General features: G+C 59.6%; 2 protein-coding genes and 1 pseudogene. 1 reads left to right on the top strand and 2 read right to left on the bottom strand.

The genetic code is table 11. The features are described 5' to 3' along the window. Nucleotides 1-348 (bottom strand): annotated as a pseudogene (locus EN939_RS30845) (hypothetical protein); the annotation flags it as partial. Between the two features lie 284 nt (nt 349-632). Here EN939_RS30845 and EN939_RS30840 point away from each other — a divergent pair. Further along, entirely contained in the window at nt 633-1,343 is a 711-nt protein-coding gene (locus EN939_RS30840) for a FadR/GntR family transcriptional regulator (RefSeq protein ID WP_127269962.1), read from the top strand. A gap of 160 nt (nt 1,344-1,503) precedes the next feature. On the opposite strand, the gene EN939_RS30835 is transcribed toward EN939_RS30840, so the two are convergent. Further along, nucleotides 1,504-2,246, bottom strand: a 743-nt coding sequence (locus tag EN939_RS30835; protein WP_164751372.1) for a L,D-transpeptidase, incomplete at its 5' end; no start/stop codon positions are given.

The following is a 2,246-nucleotide window of genomic DNA, read 5'->3' as shown; positions in this document are numbered from 1 at the left end:
GTCGAGCAGCGCCCGCTCGGCGGACTGTCCGCTTGGCTTTGTCGGCTCGCCGCGAATCGTGACGACCTCGCCTCCGGCATCGAGCACCGCCTTGACGATCTGCCAGCAGCCACGGCGCCACGGCTGATTGAACGGCCCGTAGGTCAGCGGGACGCCAATGCGCACCTTCTTGCCGGCAGCGGGCGGCGTTATTTCCTCGGCGCTGGCAAGTATCGATGTGCTTGCAAGCGCTGCGCCGCCGATCAGACCGCCCACACTCTTCAGAAGAGTCCGGCGATTGAAATCGGTGTATTCGGTGGCCTCTTGTGCAAGCCGGCGTAACCGTTGCGGATCATCAAAAATATTCATGCGCTTCCTCCCGTTTCTCTATCCGTTCTTGCGAAGACCCGACCGGTCACCTCAGCGACTGAGCGTTCTCACGCTTCGGACCGTTGCCGACACGACATCCCAGCGTTCGCGCACCAGCAAGGCGTTGGTACCGCATGCCGCAGTTGCCAATGAACCATATTGCCAGGTTGCCTGACAAGTTAAATCTGCTACTCTGACAAAAGAAAATTCGCGGCAGCGTGGGTACAACAGAGCCACAACGGCTTAGATGTGCCGTCCGAAAGCGACGATGGTTGGAGCACCGTATGGTTTATGATGAAAAGGTTAGACGAGGACCTTCACTTGCCGATTCCGTAGCCTCGAGGATCAGGAGTGACATCACTTCGGGCGCACACGCCAAGGGCGACAAGCTGCCAACGGAGCACGAGCTATCGGAAAAATATGGTGTGAGCCGGCCGATCGTCAGGGAAGCAATCGGCATCCTCAAACGCGATGGACTCGTTGCAACCCGGCAGGGTCTAGGGGCGTTCGTAATCGAGACGAAGGAGATGGCGTTTCGATTGGCCGGTGTTGATCTGACCGATGCATTGGATGTTGAAAACATCATCGAGCTTCTGATGGCGGTGGAATCGGCTGCAACAGCTTTGGCTGCCGAACGGCGCTCAGCAAAGCAGCTTGCGGCGATTGAAATGCAATTGCATGCCATCCAGCGGGCGTTCGACAACGATGAAGCCGGCGTTGAGGAGGATATGGCCTTTCACAGAGAGATCGTCGATGCCTGCGGCAATCCGCATTTCAAGGAAATGTCCAATTTCCTGGAGTCGCATGTACGGAATTTTATCCGAAAGGCTCGCGCCAGTTCGCTGCGAAATGCCCTACTCTCCCAAGTTCAGGAAGAGCATATCGCCATATTCAACGCGATCGCGGAGGGGAATCCACAAGAGGCTCGCAAAGCTGCGGAAAAGCACCTTCGAGGAGCTGCAAATCGACTGTCCTTGCATCTGGGACTGAAGTGAGCCCGTTCCCCTAAAGTGCGCTCCCCAGGGAGATCAGGGTGTGAACGTCCTGCACGGCGCGACGGCAATCTCTGCATGGTCCATGAAGGTTGCTACATTGGCGCCCGCTGAGGAACAGCTAAAGCTCCTCAGGGGGCAAACCTCGTCACGCCCCCGCAGATCAGAAGATCGAATTGGTGATCGCCTTGACCGGTCCAAGCAGCACCGATCCGTCCGGCACGCCGGCGTCGATCGGAATCGCCTGCCGGTTGGCCGTCGCCACCATGGGTTGGCTGGCGTCGCTGGTCACGACGACCGGAGTCTTCGAGGGCACGCGATCATAGAGGTCGATAATGTCCTGGTTCATCAGACGCACGCAGCCTGACGAGACCGACTTGCCGATCGACCGCCACTCAGGCGAGCCGTGCAGACGATAGAGCGTGTCGACATTGCCCTGGAACAGATAGAGCGCGCGTGCGCCGAGCGGGTTCTTCAGGCCGCCGGGCATGCCGCCATTGTCGGCGCTATAGGGCTTCAATTCCGGCTGACGGGCGATCATTTCGTCCGGCGGCGTCCACTTCGGCCATTTCTGCTTCCACTGAACGACGGCGTCGCCAGACCATTCGAAGCCGGCACGGCCAAGGCCGACACCGTAGCGTATCGCCTGACCGCCTGGACGAACCAGATAAAGGAAGTGGCCGGTGGTATCGACGACTATGGTTCCCGGCTTCTGTCCCGTCGGGTCGGGAACGATCTGACGCAGGAACTGCGGATCGATCTTGTCGACGGGGATGGCCGGCAAGTCGAAGCCGCCGTCGCTGACAGCGGCGTACATCGTCACATAATCGGCCAGAGGCGGCTCGACATAGGTTGGTGGCGGCGGCTCGACCGGACCCGGCCCGGTGGTAGCGCATGCGGAAACCG

This window comes from Mesorhizobium sp. M7A.F.Ca.CA.002.05.1.1 (assembly GCF_003998335.1).
GTDB lineage: Bacteria > Pseudomonadota > Alphaproteobacteria > Rhizobiales > Rhizobiaceae > Mesorhizobium.
Note: the sequence above shows the minus strand (reverse complement) of the source record. Positions and strands in the feature narration are given on the sequence as shown.

Excerpts from the sequence above, each read along its gene's own strand:
- EN939_RS30840 (WP_127269962.1), top strand. The coding sequence starts at position 633 with ATGGTTTATGATGAAAAGGTTAGACGAGGACCTTCACTTGCCGATTCC.